Origin of the sequence: Streptomyces sp. NPDC093109 (assembly GCF_040701725.1) — a bacterium.
Lineage (GTDB): Bacteria > Actinomycetota > Actinomycetes > Streptomycetales > Streptomycetaceae > Streptomyces.
In genome coordinates this window covers 235,049-256,234 of sequence record NZ_JBFBEZ010000006.1, presented here as the reverse complement: position 1 = coordinate 256,234, position 21,186 = coordinate 235,049, and the positions used below count along the sequence as shown (strand labels likewise).

20 protein-coding genes are annotated in these 21,186 nt (G+C 69.0%); 9 read left to right on the top strand and 11 right to left on the bottom strand.

What is annotated here, in order from left to right; all coding sequences use genetic code 11:
- Nucleotides 1-151: 151 nt before the first annotated feature.
- From AB0389_RS09405 to dnaA, 5 genes are all read right to left on the bottom strand, one after another.
- Nucleotides 152-781 (bottom strand): DciA family protein, encoded by a 630-nt coding sequence (locus AB0389_RS09405; protein ID WP_366394713.1) that lies wholly within the window; start codon nt 779-781, stop codon nt 152-154.
- Nucleotides 778-1,947, bottom strand: a complete 1,170-nt coding sequence (gene recF, locus AB0389_RS09400) for a DNA replication/repair protein RecF (RefSeq protein ID WP_366394712.1) — start codon at nt 1,945-1,947, stop codon at nt 778-780. Before recF ends, AB0389_RS09405 begins: the two co-directional genes overlap by 4 nt.
- 78 nt (nt 1,948-2,025) lie before the next feature.
- Entirely contained in the window at nt 2,026-2,913 is an 888-nt protein-coding gene (gnd, locus tag AB0389_RS09395; RefSeq protein ID WP_366394711.1) for a phosphogluconate dehydrogenase (NAD(+)-dependent, decarboxylating), read from the bottom strand.
- 77 nt (nt 2,914-2,990) lie between these two features.
- Nucleotides 2,991-4,121 carry a DNA polymerase III subunit beta gene (gene dnaN, locus AB0389_RS09390; protein WP_114660225.1) on the bottom strand — a complete coding sequence of 377 codons (1,131 nt, stop codon included), beginning with the start codon at nt 4,119-4,121 and terminating at the stop codon, nt 2,991-2,993.
- Nucleotides 4,122-5,063: 942 nt separating this feature from the next.
- A complete protein-coding gene (gene dnaA / locus AB0389_RS09385; protein ID WP_366394710.1) occupies nt 5,064-6,842 on the bottom strand; it encodes a chromosomal replication initiator protein DnaA in 1,779 nt (592 codons plus the stop codon).
- Nucleotides 6,843-7,205: 363 nt separating this feature from the next.
- Between dnaA and rpmH the strand changes: the two genes are divergently transcribed.
- The 9 genes from rpmH to AB0389_RS09340 all read left to right on the top strand — a co-directional run bounded on the left by rpmH (nt 7,206) and on the right by AB0389_RS09340 (nt 13,952).
- Nucleotides 7,206-7,343, top strand: coding sequence for a 50S ribosomal protein L34 (rpmH, locus tag AB0389_RS09380; RefSeq protein ID WP_003975051.1), 138 nt, complete (start codon nt 7,206-7,208; stop codon nt 7,341-7,343).
- 26 nt (nt 7,344-7,369) lie between these two features.
- Nucleotides 7,370-7,741, top strand: coding sequence for a ribonuclease P protein component (gene rnpA / locus AB0389_RS09375; protein ID WP_366394709.1), 372 nt, complete (start codon nt 7,370-7,372; stop codon nt 7,739-7,741).
- Entirely contained in the window at nt 7,738-8,097 is a 360-nt protein-coding gene (gene yidD / locus AB0389_RS09370) for a membrane protein insertion efficiency factor YidD (protein ID WP_366394708.1), read from the top strand. Before rnpA ends, yidD begins: the two co-directional genes overlap by 4 nt.
- 3 nt (nt 8,098-8,100) lie before the next feature.
- A complete protein-coding gene (gene yidC / locus AB0389_RS09365; RefSeq protein WP_366394707.1) occupies nt 8,101-9,399 on the top strand; it encodes a membrane protein insertase YidC in 1,299 nt (432 codons plus the stop codon).
- Nucleotides 9,400-9,413: 14 nt separating this feature from the next.
- Nucleotides 9,414-9,929, top strand: coding sequence for a R3H domain-containing nucleic acid-binding protein (locus AB0389_RS09360; RefSeq protein WP_366394706.1), 516 nt, complete (start codon nt 9,414-9,416; stop codon nt 9,927-9,929).
- A gap of 104 nt (nt 9,930-10,033) precedes the next feature.
- Entirely contained in the window at nt 10,034-10,750 is a 717-nt protein-coding gene (rsmG, locus tag AB0389_RS09355; RefSeq protein ID WP_366394705.1) for a 16S rRNA (guanine(527)-N(7))-methyltransferase RsmG, read from the top strand.
- A gap of 265 nt (nt 10,751-11,015) precedes the next feature.
- On the top strand, nt 11,016-12,089 hold the full coding sequence (locus tag AB0389_RS09350; RefSeq protein WP_366394704.1) for a ParA family protein: 1,074 nt from the start codon (nt 11,016-11,018) through the stop codon (nt 12,087-12,089).
- On the top strand, nt 12,086-13,186 hold the full coding sequence (locus AB0389_RS09345; protein WP_366394703.1) for a ParB/RepB/Spo0J family partition protein: 1,101 nt from the start codon (nt 12,086-12,088) through the stop codon (nt 13,184-13,186). The genes AB0389_RS09350 and AB0389_RS09345 overlap by 4 nt, the downstream gene beginning before the upstream one ends.
- Before the next feature lie 148 nt (nt 13,187-13,334).
- Nucleotides 13,335-13,952 carry a GNAT family N-acetyltransferase gene (locus AB0389_RS09340; protein WP_366394702.1) on the top strand — a complete coding sequence of 206 codons (618 nt, stop codon included), beginning with the start codon at nt 13,335-13,337 and terminating at the stop codon, nt 13,950-13,952.
- A gap of 64 nt (nt 13,953-14,016) precedes the next feature.
- On the opposite strand, the gene trxA is transcribed toward AB0389_RS09340, so the two are convergent.
- The 6 genes from trxA to murJ form a co-directional block, all read right to left on the bottom strand.
- On the bottom strand, nt 14,017-14,364 hold the full coding sequence (gene trxA / locus AB0389_RS09335) for a thioredoxin (protein WP_366394701.1): 348 nt from the start codon (nt 14,362-14,364) through the stop codon (nt 14,017-14,019).
- 43 nt (nt 14,365-14,407) lie between these two features.
- On the bottom strand, nt 14,408-15,382 hold the full coding sequence (trxB, locus tag AB0389_RS09330) for a thioredoxin-disulfide reductase (protein WP_366394700.1): 975 nt from the start codon (nt 15,380-15,382) through the stop codon (nt 14,408-14,410).
- 120 nt (nt 15,383-15,502) lie between these two features.
- Nucleotides 15,503-16,447 carry a hypothetical protein gene (locus AB0389_RS09325; protein ID WP_366394699.1) on the bottom strand — a complete coding sequence of 315 codons (945 nt, stop codon included), beginning with the start codon at nt 16,445-16,447 and terminating at the stop codon, nt 15,503-15,505.
- Nucleotides 16,444-17,148, bottom strand: coding sequence for an RNA polymerase sigma factor SigM (sigM, locus tag AB0389_RS09320; RefSeq protein WP_366394698.1), 705 nt, complete (start codon nt 17,146-17,148; stop codon nt 16,444-16,446). Before sigM ends, AB0389_RS09325 begins: the two co-directional genes overlap by 4 nt.
- Nucleotides 17,149-17,172: 24 nt before the next feature.
- Entirely contained in the window at nt 17,173-18,885 is a 1,713-nt protein-coding gene (locus tag AB0389_RS09315) for a protein kinase family protein (RefSeq protein ID WP_366394697.1), read from the bottom strand.
- Between the two features lie 117 nt (nt 18,886-19,002).
- Entirely contained in the window at nt 19,003-21,144 is a 2,142-nt protein-coding gene (gene murJ, locus AB0389_RS09310; RefSeq protein ID WP_366394696.1) for a murein biosynthesis integral membrane protein MurJ, read from the bottom strand.
- Nucleotides 21,145-21,186 lie beyond the last annotated feature (42 nt).

The window sequence follows — 21,186 nt, the reverse complement described above, 5'->3', positions numbered from 1 at the left end:
TGCCGGGAGAGGTACGGGAAGCGGTACGGGAACGGACCGCCCGGCCCGAAACCGGACGGTGACGGGGGGGGCCGGGGCGGCGAGACCGACGCGGCTGACGCGACCGACGCGGCCGGGCGGCCGGGCGGCCGGCGAGGCTGGCGCGGGCGCCTCAGCCGTACGTGTCCCCGGGCCCCTGGCTCCCGGGCGCCCGCAGCCGGCCGGAGCGCGACGGGGGCCCGCCGGGCCCCAGGACCTTGATCATCCGTACGGTGCCGTGCCCCAGGTCCTCGTTCAGCCGGGCCACCAGCCGTGGCGCCAGCAGCCGCAGCTGCGTGGCCCAGGCCGTGGAGTCGCACTGCACCGTCAGTACCCGCTGGTCACCGCTGTCGTCGTACCGCTGCGGCACACAGTGCTTCGCGACGTCCTCGCCGACGATCTGCGGCCACCGGCCCATCACCCCGCCCACCGCCGCGGGCGTCTCCCAGCCACGCTCCGTGATCAGCCGGTTGATCGCCGCGCCGAGCGGCAGCGGGTCGCGGCCGTCGGCGCCGGACCCGGACCGCAGCCCGCCACCCCGTCTGGCCTGCTTCTTCTGCTGTACGGCGGCGCCGCGCGCCCGCGCCTGCTCCTTGGCCGCGCGCAGCGCGACCCGCGCCAGATCCACCCCCGACGACTCCGGAACGGCGGACGGACCGGAGGCCCCCGCGGTCCCCGGAGCCCCAGAAGTCCTAGAAGTCGCAGGAGTCGCAGGAGTCCCCGCCGTAGCGCCGGATTCGGGGATCATCGCCTGGCCGCTCATACCCGCTCCACCGCGCCCTCGGCCACCGCGTACCGCGCCCCGGCCAGCACCCCCGGCACATCGTCGGCCACGGCCGCCGTCACCAGCACCTGCTCACCCGGCACCACCAGCTCGGCCAGCCGCTCCCGGCGCCGCGCGTCCAGCTCGGCGAACACGTCGTCCAGGACCAGCACCGGCTCGTTCCCCTCGGCGCGCAGCAGATCGTACGAGGCGAGCCGCAGCGCCAGCGCGTACGACCACGACTCGCCGTGGCTGGCGTACCCCTTCGCGGGGAGCCTGCCGAGCCGGAGCACCAGGTCGTCCCGGTGCGGCCCGACGAGCGTCACGCCCCGCTCGATCTCCTGCTTGCGCACCCCGGCCAGCGCGGCCATCAGATGCCCGTACAGCTCGTCCCGCGAGGCCCCGGCGGCGATCCCCGCCGCACCATCCGTCCCAGCCGCGTCGGGGCCGTCCGGCTCACCGGCGGAGGAACGGTACTCCAGCGACACAGGACCGCCGCCGGGCGCGAGCTGCTCGTACGCCTTGTCCGTCAGCGGCTGCAGCACCGTGATCAGATCCGCCCGCTGCGCCAGCAGCTCGGCCCCCACCCGCGCCAGATGCTGGTCCCACACATCCAGCGTGGACAGGTCCATGCCACGACCGCCGTGCCGGCGCGCCATCGCCGCGGACTTGAGCAGCGTGTTGCGCTGCCTGAGCACCCGGTCGTAGTCCGAGCGCACCGCCGCCATCCGGGGCGAGCGCGCGGTGATCAGCTCGTCCAGGAACCGCCGGCGCTCGCCCGGGTCGCCCTTCACCAGCGCCAGATCCTCCGGCGCGAACAGCACGGTCCGTACGATGCCCAGCACATCGCGGGGCTTGACCTGCGAGGACCGGTTGATCCTGGCCCGGTTCGCGCGGCCGGGGTTGAGCTCAAGCTCGACCAGCTGCGACCGCTCGCCCTGCGTCACGGCCGCCCGTATCACGGCGCGCTCCGCGCCCATCCGCACCAGCGGCGCGTCGGACGAGACGCGGTGGCTGCCGAGGGTCGCCAGATAGCCGACCGCCTCGACCAGATTGGTCTTGCCCTGCCCGTTAGCCCCCACGAACGCGGTGACGCCCGGATCGAGGGGAACCTCGACCCGGGCGTAGGACCGGAAGTCCGCCAGCGACAGATGCGTGACATGCATAGGGTGCGCGGGCCTCTTCCGGTTCGGTGCCAGTGCTCGGTACTCAGCTGCTCAATGCCTGAGCCGCTCAGTGCCGGCTCAGTGCTTCGCGTCGCTCGATTCGACGGCATGGCCGCCGAACTGGTTGCGCAGCGCCGCGACCATCTTCATCTGGGGCGAGTCCTCCTGGCGCGACGCGAACCGGGCGAACAGCGACGCGGTGATCGCGGGCAGCGGCACCGCGTTGTCGATGGCCGCCTCGACCGTCCACCGGCCCTCGCCGGAGTCCTCCGCGAAGCCGCGCAGCTGGTCCAGGTGCTCGTCCCGGTCCAGCGCGTTGACCGCCAGGTCCAGCAGCCAGGACCGGATGACCGTGCCCTCCTGCCAGGAGCGGAAGACCTCACGGACGTCCGTGACGGAGTCGACCTTCTCCAGCAGCTCCCAGCCCTCGGCGTACGCCTGCATCATGGCGTACTCGATGCCGTTGTGAACCATCTTGGCGAAGTGCCCCGCGCCGACCTTGCCCGCGTGGACGGTGCCGAAGTCGCCCTCGGGCTTCAGCGCGTCGAAGATCGGCTGTACCTTCGCGACGTTCTCCGGGTCGCCGCCGTACATCAGCGCGTACCCGTTCTCCAGGCCCCAGACGCCACCGGAGACACCGCAGTCGACGAAGCCGATGCCCTTGATGCCCAGCTCGACGGCGTGCTTCTCGTCGTCCGTCCAGCGGGAGTTCCCGCCGTCCACCACGACATCGCCGGGGGAGAGCAGCTCGGCCAGCTCGTCGACCGTCGCCTGGGTCGCGGCGCCGGCGGGAACCATCACCCAGATCACCCGCGGGCCCTTGAGCCTGCCCACCAGCTCCTGAAGGCTGTGGACATCGGCGAGGTCCGGATTGCGGTCGTATCCGATGACAGTGTGGCCGGCGCGGCGGATGCGCTCACGCATATTGCCGCCCATCTTGCCGAGACCGACGAGACCGAGCTCCATCAGGTGTTCCTTAAGCGTTGAGGCGATTCGTACCCAAGTCCGAGACTACGCCCGGACCTGGGTACTCACCTGTGGGGTCAGCCGCTCAGGCGTACCGGCATGATCAGGTACTTGTACGCCTCGTCGGCCTCCGCCTTGACATCCGCCCGGCCGCTCAGCAGCGCCGGCTTCGTGGAGGTCGTGAAGGACAGCTGGGCCACCGGTGAATCGATCGCGCTCAGACCGTCCAGCAGGAAGGTCGGGTTGAAGGCGATCGAGATGTCGTCGCCCTCCAGGTGCGCGTCGACCCGCTCCACAGCCTGTGCGTCGTCGCTGGAGCCCGCCTCCAGGATCAGCACGCCCTGCTCGAAGCTGAGCCGTACGGGGGTGTTCCGCTCGGCGACCAGGGCCACACGCTTGACGGCCTCGACGAACGGAGCGGTCTCGATCACCGCGACCGAGTTGAACTCGGTGGGGAAGAGCGTGCGGTACTTCGGCAGGTCGCCTTCGAGCAGTCGGGTGGTCGTACGCCGGCCCGCGCCCTCGAAGCCGATCAGACCCTCGCCCGCACCGGACCCGGAGAGCGCGAGCGTGACCGTGTCACCGCTGGTGAGCGCCTTGGCGGTGTCCAGCAGCGTCTTGGCGGGCACCAGCGCGACGGCGGAGATGTCCGCGGCCTCGGGCTTCCACAGGAACTCGCGGACCGCGAAGCGGTAGCGGTCGGTCGAGGCCAGGGTGACCGTGTCGCCCTCGATCTCGATCCGTACGCCGGTCAGCACCGGCAGCGTGTCGTCGCGGCCGGCGGCGATGGCGACCTGGGCGGCGGCCGAGGCGAAGACCTCACCGGGCACGGTGCCGGTCGCGGTCGGCATCTGCGGCAGCGCCGGGTACTCGTCCACAGGCAGTGTGTGCAGCGTGAAGCGGGAGGAGCCGCAGACCACGGTCGCCCGTACACCGTCTGTGGAGATCTCGACCGGCCTGTTGGGGAGGGCGCGGCAGATGTCGGCGAGGAGCCGGCCGGAGACGAGGACGGTGCCGTCCTCCTCCACCTCGGCGTCCACCGAGACTCGTGCCGAGACCTCGTAGTCGAAGCTGGAGAAGCTGAGCGCGCCGTCCTCGGCCTTCAGCAGAAGGCCCGCGAGTACGGGCGCCGGCGGCCGGGCCGGGAGGCTGCGGGCCACCCAGGCCACCGCCTCAGCGAGTACATCGCGCTCCACCCGGATCTTCACCGGAACCGCCTCCTGCTGTTGCTGGCTCGCCCTGCTGGCCTTACGTCGTCGGCTGTGATGCCGGGGACCAGTCTGACGTACGGCACCGACAGTCGGTGCGGCTGCGGGTCAAGTCGGTGCGCGTGGCGGCCCGGGCCCGGAGGCGGAGTTGTGCACAGGACCCGCTTCTAAACGAATCTCTCGCTAACTCAAGGGGGTAGTAGTAGTAGGGCCTGTGGAAACCGTGGATAACGTCGTCTGCGCAGGTCAGGCCGGGTTTTTTGTCCACCGGTCCTGTGGGCGGCACCCGTGGATAACCGGCCTCTTCTGTGGACAGCCGAAAGTTGTGCACACTCCATGCACAGGCGACCCCTACTTCTCCCCAGCTGCGTCCCCAGTTTTACCCGGCTTCCCCACAGCCCAACCACCCACCTCGGTGTGACGCCTTTCACTCGACTCAGCGATCCCGGGCGTTTTGTTGCCGAACAGTGGACAGCGCTGTGGAGAAGGTGTGGGCAACCGGGCCCGGCCTGTGGGCCGCCGGTGGACAGTCGCGGCGGCGCCCTGTGGAGGAAATCTCTGTCCACAGCCTGTGGAAAATCTTCGGCCACAATTCCACAGGCCACTGACCTGCCTCGACGCAGTTCTGTCCGCCGGGCCTGTGGACAGGATCTGGACAACTTACGGGTCCCCAGGCTGTGGACGGAAGATTCTCCCCCGATCTGTGGAGAAGTCGTTCCCGGGGAGCCGTATTCGAACAGCGGAGACGGGCGCCGAGGACCGCGCGGAGCCGCCGGAGCGCTGCCGGAGCCGTTCGGGAGCCCTGCCGGAGCCGCCCGGGAGCCGCTGGGAAGCCGCTGGGAAGCCCCGCGACAGCTCCGCCGAGGGCCCCGTGGCACGGCGAAGGGCGCCCGGGGACCGTTTCCGTACGGTCTCCCCGGGCGCCCTTCGCGACGCCGGTCGTCAGCCGTTCTTGATGCGGTTGGTCAGCTCCGTGACCTGGTTGTAGATCGAGCGCCGCTCGGCCATCAGCGCGCGGATCTTCCGGTCCGCGTGCATCACCGTCGTATGGTCACGGCCGCCGAACTGCGCGCCGATCTTCGGCAGCGAGAGATCGGTCAGCTCGCGGCAGAGATACATCGCGATCTGGCGCGCGGTCACCAGCACCCGGCTCCGTGAGGAGCCGCAGAGGTCCTCCACGGTCAGTCCGAAGTAGGCGGCGGTGGCCGCCATGATGGCGCCCGCGGTGATCTCGGGGGCCGCGTCCTCGCCGCCGGGGAGCAGATCCTTCAGCACGATCTCGGTGAGCCCGAGATCCACGGGCTGCCGGTTGAGCGACGCGAACGCCGTCACCCGGATCAGCGCGCCCTCCAGCTCACGGATGTTGCGCGAGATCCGGGAGGCGATGAACTCCAGCACCTCGGGCGGCGCGTTCAGCTGCTCCTGCACGGCCTTCTTGCGCAGGATCGCGATACGGGTCTCCAGCTCGGGCGGCTGGACGTCCGTGGTCAGCCCCCACTCGAAGCGGTTGCGCAGCCGGTCCTCCAGGGTGATCAGCTGCCTGGGCGGCCGGTCGGAGGAGAGCACGATCTGCTTGTTCGCGTTGTGGAGCGTGTTGAACGTGTGGAAGAACTCCTCCTGCGTCGACTCCTTGCTCGCCAGGAACTGGATGTCGTCGACCAGGAGGATGTCGACATCGCGGTACCGCTTGCGGAAGGTGTCGCCCTTGCCGTCCCTGATCGAGTTGATGAACTCGTTGGTGAACTCCTCGGAGCTCACGTACCGCACCCGGGTGCCGGGGTACAGGCTCCGCGCGTAGTGCCCGATGGCGTGCAGCAGATGCGTCTTGCCGAGCCCGGACTCGCCGTAGATGAAGAGCGGGTTGTACGCCTTCGCCGGCGCCTCCGCCACGGCGACCGCGGCCGCGTGCGCGAACCGGTTGGACGCGCCGATGACAAAGGTGTCGAAGAGGTATTTGGGGTTGAGCCGGGCCTGCGGCTCACCGGGACCGGGGGCCGGCGAGGGCTGGGCGCCCAGCGGGCCGGTGGCGCCGCCCCGCGCGCGGCCCACGCTCTGCCCGCCGCCGTGCCGGGGCGCCGGCGGCTCCTGGGGGTCGTGCGGGTCGTGCCGGCCCATGTGCTGGTCGTACGGGGACCGCTCCTGGCCCTGCGGCTGCCGGTAGTCGTGCTGCGGCTGCTGCGAGTGCGGGGTGGCGTACGGATCGCGGTCCTGGTAGCCGCCGAGCCGCGGCTGCTGCCAGGACAGGTCCTCCTGGGTCCGCGGCCAGGCGCCGGGGTCCTGGCGCTGCTGCTGGTACTCCGGGTACGCGGGCCGCACCGAGGGCATGCCGTCGTCCTGCGGGCGGTGCCCGTACCCGTCGTATCCGTCGCCCTGGCGCTGGTCGTCGAGGGACGGGCCCTGGTAGCGGTGCTGCTGGGGCACGGCCGGCGCGGGCGGGACCGGCTCGCCGGCCGAGTCGTCGACGGTGATGGCGATCCGGATGGGACGGCCGCACTCATGGCTCAGCGTCTCGCTGATGAGCGGCGCGAGCCTGCCCTCGAGCACGCGCTTGCCCCACTCGTTGGGCACGGCGAGCAGCGCGGTGTCGGCGACGAGGGCGAGGGGCTGGCAGCGCTCGATCCACTGCTTGTCCTTGGGCTCTACGCCCTGCTGGCCCTCTCTGAGGAGCTGTTCCAGCACTCGTGGCCACACTGCGGCAAGATCGGCAGGTACATCAGCCACAGGGGCACGCTCTCTCGCAGGTCCCACGAATGTGTGGTTCTCGGGACGGGGTGGGAAGACCGGCCGGAAAAGAATCCGGAGTTCAGCCAAGGTAGTCAGGCCGACCCGCGTGGTTCAAGTTGTTGTCCACAGCCTGTGCACAATGGAGCCCGGCACGGAGCTGGTTTGACCGGATGGCGTAGCCGCGCGTACCGTGACCAGGTCGAGTTGTCGATGGCTGCTGCCGCCTGCCTCCGATGGGCAAAGATCACGATCTGTGGTTGTGAAGCGGTGCACTAGGGCGTAATCGCGAGCTTCTCGTGGGCGCACGGTGACAGCCAGGCGATGTCCCGCCATCCACACATCATTTTCTGGAGCCCCCGAGTGAGCAAGCGCACCTTCCAGCCGAACAACCGTCGTCGTGCCAAGACCCACGGGTTCCGGCTGCGCATGCGGACCCGTGCCGGCCGCGCGATCCTGGCGACCCGCCGCAGCAAGGGCCGCGCCCGTCTGTCGGCCTGACCACCTGATAGCCAACAGGTCATGACGTGCTGCCTACCGAGAATCGGCTGAGGCGGCGCGAGGATTTCGCGACCGCGGTACGCCGAGGACGCCGGGCCGGTCGCCCGCTTCTCGTCGTCCATCTACGCAGCGGTTCAACGGACCCGCACGCGCCTGGGGAGAGCGCTTCCCCGCCGCGTGCGGGTTTCGTCGTAAGCAAAGCCGTGGGTGGATCCGTTGTCCGCAACCTGGTGAAGCGGAGGCTTCGCCATCTGGTGCGCGAACGACTCTCCGAGCTGCCCCCCGGTAGCCTGGTTGTCGTACGGGCGCTGCCCGGAGCGGGCGACGCCGACCATGCACAGCTGGCCCGAGACCTGGACGCCGCTCTTCGGCGGCTGCTGGGAGGGGGCGCGCGATGAAGTACCCGCTGCTGGCTCTGATCAAGCTGTACCAGTGGACGATCAGCCCGCTTCTCGGGCCTGTCTGCCGGTACTACCCGTCGTGTTCGCACTACGGATACACCGCCATCGACCGGCACGGCGCGGTGAAGGGCACGGTGCTCACCGCGTGGCGCATCCTGCGGTGCAACCCGTGGTCGCCGGGCGGCGTGGACCATGTCCCGCCGCGCAAGCGCCCACGCTGGCACGAACTGCTGCGCGATGTCCTGCGTGGCGGCAAGGGCGGGCACTCCGCCGCCGGCGTGCCTTCCGGGGGATCGGCCCCCGACACCCCCAGTCCGGCCGCAGAGACCTCGTCCAAAGCTCAAGGAGCCTGATTAGTGGACACGATTGCCAGTCTGTTCAGTTTTATCACCACACCTGTTTCCTGGGTCATCGTCCAGTTCCACTCGCTGTACGGGATGATCTTCGGCCCCGACACGGGCTGGGCCTGGGGACTGTCCATCGTGTCCCTGGTGGTGCTGATCCGGATCTGCCTGATCCCGCTCTTCGTGAAGCAGATCAAGTCGACCCGGAACATGCAGGTGCTCCAGCCGAAGATGAAGGCGATCCAGGAGCGCTACAAGAACGACAAGCAGCGTCAGTCCGAAGAGATGATGAAGCTGTACAAGGAGACGGGCACCAACCCGCTCTCCTCGTGTCTTCCCATCCTGGCGCAGTCACCGTTCTTCTTCGCCCTGTACCACGTGCTCTCCAGCATCGCGAGCGGCAAGACCATCGGTGTCATCAACCAGGGGCTGCTCGACAGCGCCCGGCAGGCGCACATCTTCGGCGCTCCGCTGGCCGCCAAGTTCACGGACAGCAGCGCCAAGGTGGAGTCCCTCAACGCTTCGCTCGCCGATGTGCGGGTCGTCACCGCGATCATGATCGTGATGATGTCGGCGTCGCAGTTCTACACGCAGCGTCAGCTGATGACGAAGAACGTCGACCTGACGGTCAAGACGCCGTACATGCAGCAGCAGAAGATGCTGATGTACATCTTCCCGGTGATCTTCGCCGTCACGGGTGTCAACTTCCCCGTCGGTGTCCTCGTCTACTGGCTGACCACCAACGTGTGGACCATGGGCCAGCAGATGTACGTGATCAACCAGAACCCGACGCCGGGCAGCAAGGCGCAGGACCAGTACCTCCAGCGGCTGCTGAAGAGCATCACGTCCCACAGCGAGGTGCGGTCCCGTCGTAAGCGCGGCATCGTGCAGGCGATCGTGGCCAAGGGTCCGGACCGCAACGACAACGAACGCAAGTTCGTCATGGGCCTGGCCAAGGTCGGTCTCGCCGCACAGGCGGACGGCACGGTGATCAAGAGCGAGACCGCGGCCACCGACGCCGAGGCCGGTGGCGGCCAGAAGCGGCAGCAGCCCAAGAGGCTGACCAAGGCGCAGCGCCAGGCCGCCGCACAGCTGGGTACCGACAAGCCCGAAGAGACTACGGACGCCGAGGGCTCCACGGACTCCGAGGCCACCGATGAGCCGGCGAAGACCTCGTTGCAGAAGAAGGACGAGCCGCAGGACCCCACGTCCAAGCCGCCGGCCCGGCCCGCTGCCGGTGCCACGCGCCAAAAAGCCAAGTCGGGGCAGCGTAAGGGTCAGCAGCGGCCCAAGCACCCGTCCAAGAAGTAAGAAGGAGTCCATCCGTGACGGAAGGCACCATCTCCGCCCCCGCCGAGGCCGAGCCCGGCGACACCCTGACCCGCCTGGAGCAGGAAGGGGAGATCGCGGCCGACTACCTCGAGGGTCTGCTCGATATCGCTGATCTCGACGGCGATATCGACATGGACGTCGAGGCCGACCGCGCCGCGGTCTCGATCATCAGCGACTCCGGCCGGGATCTGCAGAAGCTGGTGGGGCGCGACGGCGAGGTGCTGGAGGCTCTTCAGGAGCTGACGCGTCTCGCTGTACACCGTGAGACCGGTGATCGCAGCCGGCTCATGCTGGACATCGCCGGCTTCCGCGCCAAGAAGCGCACCGAGCTGGCCGAGCTGGGTGCCAAGGCGGCGGACGAGGTGAAGAGCACCGGCGAGCCGGTCAAGCTCGATCCCATGACGCCCTTCGAGCGGAAGGTCGTCCACGACGCGGTAGCCGCCGCCGGTCTGCGCAGTGAGTCGGAGGGCGAGGAGCCGCAGCGCTTCGTTGTGGTACTCCCCGCCTGAGCGGTCCATCATTTCTCGGCCCCGTCTGTTGCGCAGGCGGGGCCGATCTTTGTCAGCCTGATAGTCAGCCACCATCGGTGGTTCGGTATGGAAGGACGGTTCCCGTGACGGAGGCAGCAGAGCTTTCCCCCGCGCCGGACGAGGCACGCACTGTTTTCGGTGAGTTCTTTCCGGAGGCTGTCCGCTACGCGGAGCTGCTGGCGGACGCGGGGGTCAAGCGCGGTCTGATCGGTCCACGCGAGGTGCCGCGGCTGTGGGAGCGGCATCTGCTGAACTGCGCGGTGCTCTCGGAGGTCGTTCCCGAGGGGGTGACGGTCTGCGATGTGGGTTCGGGGGCCGGGCTTCCGGGGATTCCGCTGGCGCTGGTCCGGCCGGATCTGAAGATCACCCTGCTGGAGCCGCTGCTCCGTCGGACGAACTTCCTCCAGGAGGTTGTCGAGCTACTGGGGCTGGACCATGTGACAGTCGTGCGCGGCCGGGCGGAGGAGGTCCTCGGGACCCTTCAGCCGGTGCATGTGGTGACGGCGCGCGCCGTGGCCCCCCTGGACCGCCTGGCGGGCTGGGGAGTGCCGCTGCTGCGCCCCTACGGGGAGATGCTGGCGCTGAAGGGCGACACGGCGGAGGAGGAGATCAAGGGGGCCCGTGCGGCGCTGAGCAAGCTCGGTGTGGTGGAGACCTCGGTGCTTCAGGTCGGCGAGGGCATCGTAGACCCGCTGGCCACCGTGGTGCGGGTGAAGGTCGGGGAGAGCCCGGGCGGCGTACGGTTCGCGACGAAGCGGGCCAAGGCCGCCCAGGTCGGGCGTGCGCGGCGTCGCCGCTGAGCCGTACAGTCCGTACTGCCTATCAGTGATGCTCCATACAAGCAGCCATACCTATGCATTGCGGAGTGTCGTGACGGCCTGGCCCTGCGGCCCGTGCATCGTGTTTCACGTGAAACGTCGCTCACTGCTCCAGGGCATCATCGGCCGTGGCCGCGCGGCTGCCACACCGCGCGGCCGAAAGCCCCTCGTAAGGGGCACGAGGTTGTCCACAACGGTGGATTCATCCACAGAACCAAGGGCCTCGCTGGTTCACGACCCCGAAAGCATGGCAGGCTCTGTCCATTGCGAGTCTGAAGTCGAGGAGAGTGAATCCTTGCGGTCCGACGCCAACATCGCGGGACCGATGACCGATCCGGTCCCCGGTCCCCGTACCGAGTCGGCGGGGGATGTTTCACGTGAAACACCGCCCCCGATGGACGACACCCCCACGGGTCGCGCTGCCCAACTGGCCGTCGAGGCACTGGGCCGCGCCGGTGAGGGGATGCCCCGCCCGGAGCAGACGCGTGTCATCGTCGTTGCCAACCAGAAGGGCGGCGTAGGAAAGACCACCACCACGGTCAACCTCGCCGCATCGCTCGCGCTCCACGGCGCGCGCGTTCTGGTGATCGATCTGGATCCGCAGGGCAATGCCTCCACGGCGCTCGGGATCGACCATCATGCCGAAGTCCCCTCGATCTATGACGTCCTGGTGGAGAGCAAGCCGCTCTCCGAGGTGGTCCAGCCTGTACCGGACGTCGAAGGTCTCTTCTGTGCTCCCGCCACCATCGATCTCGCCGGTGCGGAGATCGAGCTGGTGTCGCTGGTGGCACGGGAGAGCCGGCTTCAGCGGGCGATCGAGGCGTACGAGCAGCCGTTGGACTACATCCTCATCGACTGCCCGCCCTCGCTCGGCCTGCTGACCGTCAACGCGATGGTCGCCGGAGCGGAAGTGCTGATCCCCATCCAGTGCGAGTACTACGCGCTGGAGGGGCTCGGGCAGCTGCTGCGGAACGTTGAACTGGTCCGCGGTCACCTCAACCCGTCGCTGCATGTGTCGACGATCCTGCTCACCATGTACGACGGCAGGACCCGGCTCGCCTCGCAGGTGGCGGACGAGGTGCGGAGCCACTTCGGCAAGGAAGTACTGAGGACGAGCATCCCTCGGTCCGTACGTATCTCCGAGGCACCGAGCTACGGACAGACGGTGCTGACGTATGACCCGGGATCCAGTGGATCCCTCTCATATCTCGAAGCCGCCCGTGAGATCGCGCTGCGGGGGATCGGGGTGCACTACGACGCCCAGCAGGCGCATGTGGGCAGCCAGAACAGTCAGCAGAGTATGTCGGAGGGGATCCAGTGAGTGAGCGACGTAGAGGCTTGGGGCGTGGGCTCCAAGCGCTGATTCCCGCCGCTCCGCAGGAGAAGCAGGTGCCCTCCACCGGGGTGGCCTCACCTTCTCCCGGGGCGGCGCCGGTACTGGTCGCCGATCGGAAGGTGACGACCCTCAAGGGGACCTCACTGCCGCAGGTGGCCATCTCCCCGGAGTCGGTGCCGGAAGAGCCGGAGCGCGAGGCCGAGCCCGGACCGGTGGGGGCGGATGTCGCGTACTTCGCCGAGGTGCCGATCGATTCGATCACGCCAAACCCGCGACAGCCCCGCGAGGTGTTCGACGAGGACGCACTCGCCGAACTGGTCACCTCGATCAAGGAAGTAGGACTCCTCCAGCCGGTGGTTGTCCGGCAGGTGGCGCCGGAGCGCTATGAGCTGATCATGGGCGAGCGGCGCTGGAGGGCGTGCAAGGAAGCCGGACTGGAGCAGATTTCGGCGATCGTCCGCGCCACGGACGACGAGAAGCTGTTGCTCGACGCACTCCTGGAGAACCTGCACCGGGCCCAGCTGAATCCGTTGGAAGAGGCATACGCCTACGATCAGTTGCTCCAGGACTTTAAGTGCACGCACGACCAGCTGGCCGACCGGATCGGGCGCTCGCGCCCGCAGGTCTCCAACACTCTGCGACTGCTGCGTCTCTCCGCCCCGGTGCGGCGCAGGGTGGCCGCCGGCGTGCTGTCCGCCGGCCACGCGCGGGCGCTGCTCTCGGTGGAGGGTTCCGAGGAGCAGGACCGGCTGGCGCACCGCATCGTGGCCGAGGGTCTCTCGGTGCGGGCTGTCGAGGAGATTGTGACCCTGATGGGTACACACCCCGAGGCCGCACCGAAGTCGAAGGGGCCCCGGGCGGGGGCCCGGGTCTCGCCGGCGCTGGGCGATCTGGCGTCGCGTCTCTCGGACCGCTTCGAGACCCGGGTGAAGGTGGATCTGGGGCAGAAGAAGGGAAAGATCGTCGTTGAGTTCGCCTCGATGGACGATCTGGACCGCATCCTCAACACGCTTGCTCCCGGCGAGGGACGGGTCCTGAACCAGGGGCTCACCGAGGAAGCGGTGGAGGACGACGAGAGCTGACGCTCTCTCACCGACTCCCGGGGCGGGCCATGTTCCTCACTGACTGGAACAGGGCCCGCCCTTTGCTGTCTCTCTGTATGCCCGGCAGCTTCGGGTGGATACGATCGCTCGGGTATGGCGCGGGCGAGGGAAGTGAGGAACAACCTCCATGGGGCGTCGGCTCGTACCGCTCACGCTGGACAACCTTCCGGACCTTCCCGATCGCTGCCGCTCATGTGTCTTCTGGGAGCTTGATCCGGTCAGGGGTGAAGCCGCGGTAAGAGCGGGCGGAGCTGAAGCACAGAAGGAAGCGTGGGTCTCGACCGCGCTCCTGGAGTGGGGGTCGTGCGGACGGGTCGTCTATGTCGATGACCGGCCGGTCGGCTTCGTTCTCTACGCGCCGCCGGCATATGTGCCGCGCTCCACGGCGTTCCCCACAAGCCCGGTGTCGCCGGACGCCGTCCAGCTGATGACGGCCTGGATCATGCCCGGCTACCGGGGGCAGGGGCTTGGCCGGGTGATGGTGCAGACCGTGGCCAAGGATCTGCTGCGCCGGGACTTCAAGGCCATTGAGGCGTTCGGGGACGCGCGATGGCGCGAGCCGGCCTGTGTCCTGCCTGCCGACCATCTGCTGGCGGTGGGCTTCAAGACCGTACGGCCGCATCCGCGGTATCCACGAATGCGGTTGGAGCTGCGGACCACGCTCTCGTGGAAGGAAGACATGGAGCTCGCGCTGGACCGGCTGCTGGGCGCGGTGAAGAAGGAACCCGCGCTGCGTCCGCTCTGAACAGAGAAACGGGTCTGCTCCCCCAGGGGGAACAGACCCGTTTCACGTGAAACATCGAAGGGGGTCAGCCCTTGACGGCGCCCTCACCGATGAAGTCCTCAAGGTCGCGTACGAGCGCGGCCTTGGGCTTGGCACCGACGATGGTCTTGGCGACCTCGCCGTTCTGGTACACGTTCAGCGTCGGGATGGACATGACGCCGTACTTGGCCGCGGTGGCCGGGTTCTCGTCAATGTTGAGCTTGACGATCTCGATCTTGTCGCCGTGCTCGGCCGCGATGGCCTCCAGCGAAGGCGCGATCTGACGGCACGGTCCGCACCAAGCGGCCCAGAAGTCCACCAGGACGGGCTTGTCGCTCTTGAGGACGTCATCATCGAATGAGGCGTCGGTTACATGCTTCAGGGCGCCGGCCACGGCGGCCTCCTTCAATTCGTGGGGTGGGGGTGGGTACTGCGGATCAGACGGTGGCGGTCTTCTCCGCCTCGGCGGCGTTATCGCTGTCGTTCAGTGCGGCGAGGAAGTGCTCGGCGTCCAGGGCGGCGGAGCAACCGGTGCCCGCCGCGGTGATCGCCTGACGGTAGGTGTGGTCGACGACATCGCCGGCGCCGAAGACTCCGGAGAGGTTGGTCCGGGTCGACGGGGCGTCAACGGTGAGGTAGCCCTCGTGGTCCAGGTCGAGCTGGCCCTTGAACAGCTCGGTCCGCGGGTCGTGGCCCACCGCGATGAACAGGCCGGTCACGGCGAGCGCGGAGGTCTCGCCCGTCTTGGTGTTGCGCAGCGTCAGACCGGAGAGCTTCTGGTCGCCGTGGATCTCCGCGACATCGCTGTCCCAGGCAAACTTGATCTTCGGGTCGGCGAAGGCACGGTCCTGCATGGTCTTGGAGGCGCGCAGGGTGTCCCGGCGGTGGACGATGGTGACGGACTTGGCGAAGCGCGAAAGGAAGGTGGCTTCCTCCATCGCGGTGTCGCCACCGCCGATCACGGCGATGTCCTGGTCCTTGAAGAAGAAGCCGTCGCAGGTGGCACACCAGGAGACGCCCCGCCCGGAGAGGGCGTCCTCGTTCGGCAGACCGAGCTTGCGGTGCTGCGAGCCGGTCGTGACGATCACGGTCTTCGCCCGGTGCACCGTGCCGGCCGTGTCGGTGACCGTCTTGATGTCACCGGTGAGGTCGACCGAGATGACATCGTCCGGGACCAGTTCGGCGCCGAAGCGCTCTGCCTGGGCCCGCATGTTGTCCATCAGGTCCGGGCCCATGATGCCGTCGCGGAAGCCCGGGAAGTTCTCCACATCGGTGGTGTTCATCAGAGCGCCACCGGCGGTGACGGCGCCCTCGAAGACCAGCGGCTTCAGCGACGCGCGCGCGGTGTACAGCGCGGCCGTGTAGCCGGCGGGCCCGGAACCGATGATGATCACATTACGGACGTCGCTCACGGGTTTCTTCCTCGTCTCTGCAGACTGCCTACTGGGGCCGATCAACGACTTTCACCCCATCCAACGGATCCTACGGGTCTTGCATTCCCGAGGACCTTCGGCTCCACGCGGAGGGTGTCGTCAGCGGAGGAGGTAGGCGCGTGTCAGCAGGACTTTTCCCTTGGCCATGGATGTGTTCTCCACGCAGGACGCGTCGATCACATACGCCTGGACCCGGTTGTCGTTCCCGGAGTGCGGCAGTACGACGAGATAGGCAGGGCTCCCCTCGTAGCTGCCCTGCTCGGCGGCTAGAGCGGAGTCGGAACGCCCGGTGCCCTGCTGAATACAGGACGGAATCTCGGGCAGGCCCTGGAGCCTGGGAGAAGGCGAAGCGAGCTGCCCCCCGCTCGTGTCCCGGAACGGCACGGACGCAGGCGAGTCCTTGGGCACGGCACGCTCGGCCGCGCCGGTGCTCATCAGGGCGTCCACCCGGTTCTGGAGACGGTCTTCCGAGAACTCCACTCCGCCGTCCTGTCCCACGCCGCTGGCGGCCGACCTGGCCTGGCTGTCCGAGGAAACCTGCAGGGATTCCGGCCGGGACTGGAAGAACAGCACACCGACCCCCACGGCGGCCGTTCCGAAGACCGCGCCGAGGATGGCGGTGCGGCGTCGGCGTGCCCTCGTGCCGCGGCCGGGTCCGGTCGCGGCACGAGGCCGCCCGGCGGGCCTGTCCGCCCGCACCCCCTCCGCTGCCACGGGCGCGACGGTCTCGGCAGGAGGCGATGTTTCACGTGAAACGTGTGTCGGCTCGTCGGGCTCGACGGGAGCCGTCGCGTTCAGCAGTGCCTCGGCAGCCAGCGCGGCATCGATACGGCCGGCGATGTCGGCGGGCATCCGCGGTGGCCCCGGAAGGGTGCCGAGCAGCCCTCTGATCTCTTCCAGGGAGTCATGGACGTCGGCGCAGAGCACACAGCCGTCGAGATGGGTCCGTACATCGCCGGCCCGCGAAGGGGAGAGCAGTCCCTCCGTCAGATCGGAGATCTCCGAGACATCAGGGTGCTGAGCCGTGTCGGTCGTCGATGTCACGCGCGCCCACCTCCGCCCTTCACGCCGGCAGGATCGCTCGATCCTGAATCCTTTGGCTCCGCTGCCGGTGGGACGGATGTCCCCGGCGTCCGGTTCCTTGCCCTGACCGGACCGCTGATATCCCCGATGTCCGCACGCAGATGCGTGAGCATCGGGAGAAGTCTGGCCCGGCCGCGGGCACAGCGGCTCTTCACCGTCCCGACGGGCACTCCGAGCACCGCGGCGGCCTCCGCCACCGGGAACCCCTGCATGTCGACGAGGACGAGCGCGGCGCGCTGGTCGGCGGGCAGCTTCGCCAGCGCGGCCAGCAGCTCCCGGTGCAGATCCCGGCGCTCTGCGGGGGCCTCTGCCGACTCATGGGGCTCGAGGAGCTGCTCCAGCCGCTCCGTGTCGTCCATGGGGGAGGTCTTGCGGGAGGCGGCCTTACGCGCCCGGTCGAGGCAGGCGTTGACGGTGATGCGATGGAGCCAGGTCGTCACGGCGGACTGACCGCGGAAGGTGTGCGCCGCACGGAAGGCGGAGACGAGGGCGTCCTGCACCGCGTCAGCGGCTTCCTCGCGGTCGCCGAGGGTCCGCAGGGCCACCGCCCAGAGACGGTCGCGGTGGCGCCGCACCAGTTCGCCGAAGGCATGCGGGTGACCCGCCACATGAGCGCTCAGAAGATCCTGGTCGTTCGTATCGCCGAGCACGACATCGTCCAACGTGAGCCCCCTCCCCCAGTGCGGTCAGCCGCTGATCCGGATCTCCGAAATCCCGCCCCGGAAGCGATCGTTGCGTCCGTCCGTCGGCAGTTCGGTGATGTGGATCAATACGTATCGGGTTCGCACGGGCTTGTCGAGAGTGCTCTTGAGCGTTCCGCCGACCGTCTCCAGCTTCGACAGCCGCTGGGAGAAGTCCGCCAGGGAGGTGGGGTTCGACGCGTTCTTGCCGGCGGCGAGGACCTCGGCCTTCTGACCGCTGCGGTACATGTCGATGTCGAAGGCGGACACGCTCCGTACGCTGCCCAGGTCGACGACGATTCCGCTGCCGTCCTTGCGGTCCGGGCGATTGCCGAAGTTGGCGAAGTTCTGGTACTGCGCGGTGATCCAGGCGGTGTCGGTCTTGCCGTCGATGGTGTTCGGGGCGAGTCCGGGGCTTATCCCCGAACCGCCGGGCGTGAACTCGGCCGCACTGTCGATCGTGAGCGGCTTGACGGGCTTGACCGCCTTGTCGTCCTCACCGGTGGTCGTCTGCGTGGGGCTCGTGTCCGTCTCGTTGTCCGGGCCGAGCAGCCGGTCTGCGACCTGCCAGCTCCCGAGGCCCAGCGCGGCGATGAGGAGCCCGGCGACGGTCCACTTGAGTACCTTGCCGGTACGGCTCTGGAGCGGTGGCGGCGGGGCCACGACCGGGTGCATCGTGGGTGCGCCGTGCCCCTGCTGCGTCCGTCCGTAGGTGCCCTGCTGGTAGGTGGTGCGCTGGTACTCGGGGGGCGCGGTGAACGTGGGCTCCGGCGGCTTGATCCGCGGCATCTCGGCGACGGCCGCCGCCAGCTCGTCCGGTGTGGTGCACGGCGGGTCCTGCCGGGAGGCGGTGGCGCCGTCGTTCACCAGGGCCCGCATCGCCAGCTCCGAGAGGCCGCGGTGGACCCCGGCGCGCACCTGGTCGGGGGCGATCAGCCCGACGCCCTTGGGTAGACCGGAGAGCCCGTACGAGTCCGTCTCGTACGGCCAGCGCTGGGTGAGCGCCGCGTAGAGCAGCGCCCCGATGGCCTCGGTGTCCGTACGCTGTGGCCGGTCGGCGCGGATACCACGCAGCGCCGCGTTCACGGCGAGGCCGCGGATCCGGTACTGGCCGGTGGAGGTGCGCAGCACCGCCCCCGGCGTCAGCCGTAGATGCGCCAGTCCCTCGCGGTGGGCTGCCGCCATGGCCTGGGAGACCTGGCTGACCAGCTGATAGGCGTCGTGGGCGGCCATGGGCCCGGCGGCGAGGAGCGCGGTGAGCTCGACCGCGTCGGGCAGCCACTCGTGGACGACATAGACGAGGTCGTTCTCCTCGACCGCGTCCAGAACCTGTACGAAGCGCGGGTCGCCCAGGAGAGCGGCAGACCGGGCCGCCGCGAGCACGGAGCGGGCCCGCGGGTGGTCGGCCGGCAGCAGATGCACACCGACGGCGCGGCGCAGCTTCTCGTCGACCGCACGCCAGCTGCTGAAACCGTCCAGACGGGTGACGCACTCCTCCAGGCGGTAGCGTCTGGCGAGTTTGTGGCCGCTGTGCAGCTCGGGCGCCGCACCGGCCGCACCGGTGCTCGGCCGCTCGCCGCGCGCGTCCTGTGCGGACTGCTCCGCCGTCTCCTGGGCTTCCGCCGACCCGTCGGCCGTGGCCTTGTCCGCCTTGGCGGTCAGCGGTTCGTCACCGCTGTTGTCGGCCACGTCGACGGCAGCCGTGCTACGTTCCGCCACCGTCGCTCCTGCCTCCCCATCCATTGCGCCCTGTCCAACAGCCAAGCCAATTGTGCCCACAGTCGGACGCTATGCACGACACGCGGCGGCCGACGATGGTTGTGCTCGGCCGGTCGCTCAGCGTCCGAGCCGCCCGCGAACCATGCCGAACATGGCGTTCAGCTCCTCGATCCTCATCTTCTTCGCCGCCATGAAGAACACGACGAGCAGCACGGTGCCACCGGCGACCAGTGCCACGATCGAACTGACGGCGCTGCTGCCAAGGGTGTGCAGAACGCCGTAGGCGACTGCGCCGGCCGCCAGGGCGCCGGGGACGGCCGCGAGACAGAGCCTGGCGTACGTACGCAGAACGCGGCCGCCGTCCAGATCGCCGTCCAGCCGGTTCCGCAGCCGGCGCCACGCCACGCCGACGCCGACGGCGTAGGCCAGCCCGTACGAGGCCGCCATGCCGACCACCGCCCAGCGGGACGGCAGGACCACGTAGCAGAGCGCGGAGGCCGCGGCGTTGACCAGGGCGACGATCACCGTGTTGTAGAAGGGCGTCCGGGTGTCCTCGTACGCGTAGAAGCCTCGCAGTACGACGTACTGCACGGAGTACGGAATGAGTCCGAGGGCGAACGCCATGAGGATGAAGCCCATGGACCGGGCCGATTCCATGCCGCTGGACGAGAACATCAGGATGGACAGCGGGACGCCGAGCGCGAGGAACCCGAAGGCGATCGGGACGATGGCGACCGCGGAGTTGCGCAGCCCCTGCGAGATGTCGTCGCGCACGGCCCCCGGGTCGTTGTCGTGGGCGGCGCGGGAGATCCTCGGCAGCAGCGCGGCCATGACCGAGACGGTGATGATGGCCTGCGGCATGCCCCAGATCAGCTGGGCGTTGCTGTAGGCCAGGATGCCGGTGCCGGTCCTGCCGGACGCCTCGCCGGCGGCGGTCGCCAGCTGGGTGACGACCAGCACGCCGGCCTGGTTCGCGAGGACGAACAGGACGGTCCACTTGGCCAGCTTGATCGTCTTGCCGAGCCCATGACCCCGCCAGTCGAACCGCGGACGGAAGCGGAACCCGGCCTCGCTCAGATACGGGATCATCGCGAGGGCCTGGACGACGAGGCCGAGCAGCGTTCCGATGCCCAGCAGCCGCACGCCGTCCGGCGGGATCGTCCGGACGGTCATGCTGGAGTCGGCGGCTGTGCCGTAGACCCAGATGAACAGACCGAATGTGGCGATCATGACGATGTTGTTGAGGACCGGGGTCCACATCATCGCGCCGAACTTCCCGCGCGCGTTGAGGATCTGGCCCATCACCACATGCACACCCATGAAGAAGATGGTGGGCAGGCAGTAGCGGGCGAAGGTGACCGCGACGTTGTTGGCGGGCGGGTCTCCGGCGATGGTGTCCGACATCAGCCGGACCAGCAGCGGCGCCGCGAAGACCGCCGCGGCCACGATCGCGCCGAGCGCCACCATGACGAGGGTGAGCAGCCGGTTGGCGTAGGCGACGCCACCGTCGTCGTCGTTCTTCATCGCCCGGACGAGCTGCGGGACGAAGACGGAGTTGAGGCCGCCGCCGACGGTGAGGATGTAGATCATCGTGGGCAGGGTGTAGGCGACCGTGTAGGAGTCACCGAGGAGCGCCGCGCCGAGCGCGGCCGTGATCACCAGGCTCCGTACGAACCCGGTGAGGCGGGACACCAGGGTGCCCGCGGCCATCAGCGCGCTCGACTTGAGCAGCCCCGAGGCCTTGCCTCCGGACTTCTTCGCGGGAGGCGGCGCTGCCGCGGCTTCGGGCTCCGGCGCCGTCAGCACCTTCCCCGTCCCCTGCTGATCGCGGTAGAGATGGGCGAACGCGTCCGCCGGCGGGGTGTCGTCACCGGCCCGCGAGACGAGGTCGTCGACGCCCGTGAACTGGGTCGTTCTCGCGTCGTCCCCGTAGGGGAGATGCCGGGACGGTCCTGAGGGCTCCGGTGGTGGTGTCTGGGCCCAGATACGGGGATCGGGCGCGTACTGCTGTGCGGGAGGCTGCTGGTACAGCTCCTGGCTCTCCGGGTACGTGCCCGGAGGCGGCGGCGGATGCGAGGCGCGGTCGTACAGCGCCTCGGCCACCGGGTCCTGCGCGGAGAGGTCCTGTGCCCAGTAGGGGTCCTGCTTGTAGGCGTCCTGGACATAGGGATCCTGGGCAGGCGGCGGAGGGGGCGGAGTCTGCCCCGCCGGATCGCCGCCCGCGCCCTGCCCACGGTCACCGTCGTACGGCGCGTTCATGGTTACCCCACCTCATCGTCCCCGGCCGACCGGCCACGACAT

Excerpts from the sequence above, each read along its gene's own strand:
- murJ (WP_366394696.1), bottom strand. The coding sequence starts at position 21,144 with ATGAACGCGCCGTACGACGGTGACCGTGGGCAGGGCGCGGGCGGCGAT.
- AB0389_RS09350 (WP_366394704.1), top strand. The coding sequence starts at position 11,016 with ATGGCAGGCTCTGTCCATTGCGAGTCTGAAGTCGAGGAGAGTGAATCC.
- AB0389_RS09340 (WP_366394702.1), top strand. The coding sequence starts at position 13,335 with ATGGGGCGTCGGCTCGTACCGCTCACGCTGGACAACCTTCCGGACCTT.
- recF (WP_366394712.1), bottom strand. The coding sequence starts at position 1,947 with ATGCATGTCACGCATCTGTCGCTGGCGGACTTCCGGTCCTACGCCCGG.
- yidD (WP_366394708.1), top strand. The coding sequence starts at position 7,738 with ATGAAGTACCCGCTGCTGGCTCTGATCAAGCTGTACCAGTGGACGATC.
- gnd (WP_366394711.1), bottom strand. The coding sequence starts at position 2,913 with ATGGAGCTCGGTCTCGTCGGTCTCGGCAAGATGGGCGGCAATATGCGT.
- AB0389_RS09405 (WP_366394713.1), bottom strand. The coding sequence starts at position 781 with ATGAGCGGCCAGGCGATGATCCCCGAATCCGGCGCTACGGCGGGGACT.